The following is a 565-nucleotide window of genomic DNA, read 5'->3' on the forward strand; positions in this document are numbered from 1 at the left end:
CCGCCGGAGTATGCGCAGCGAACACCGACAACATCGACGGCACGAAATCGGTCACCGTCACCTGATGCTCGGCGATAACCCGCGCGAGATACTCGGTATCTCGATGACCGTCCGGAGTCGCCACCACCAGATGCGCACCCGCCGCCAACGGCAGGAAATAACCCCACAACGACACATCGAACGTGGTCGCGGTCTTCTGGAGATAGACGTCCGAGGCGTCGAGCGGATACTGATCCAGCATCCACGCGACCTGATTACCGATCGCCGCATGCGGAACCGCCACACCCTTCGGACGACCCGTCGATCCGGATGTGAAGATCACATACGCCGTATTCGACGACCGCACCGGCGCACGCCGATCAGCATCGACGACCTCGGCCTCGGCATACCCCGACACATCCAGGGTGTCCAACATCAGCACCGCGACATCCGGTGCCACCACCGCAACACCGCCGTCGGCCACCGCGGCCACATCAGCGGTTGTCGTGAGAACACACAACGGCGACGCGGTATCCAGAATGTAGCCGATCCGCTCCGCCGGATGCGCGGGATCCAACGGCACATA

At 63.0% G+C, this 565-nt stretch carries 1 protein-coding gene; it reads right to left on the bottom strand.

The annotated features are described in order from the left end of the window. On the bottom strand, positions 1-565 hold a 565-nt coding region (locus IEY68_RS35880; protein WP_189094738.1), incomplete at both ends, for an AMP-binding protein.

Source organism: Nocardia jinanensis, assembly GCF_014645735.1.
Taxonomy (GTDB): Bacteria; Actinomycetota; Actinomycetes; order Mycobacteriales; family Mycobacteriaceae; genus Nocardia; species Nocardia jinanensis.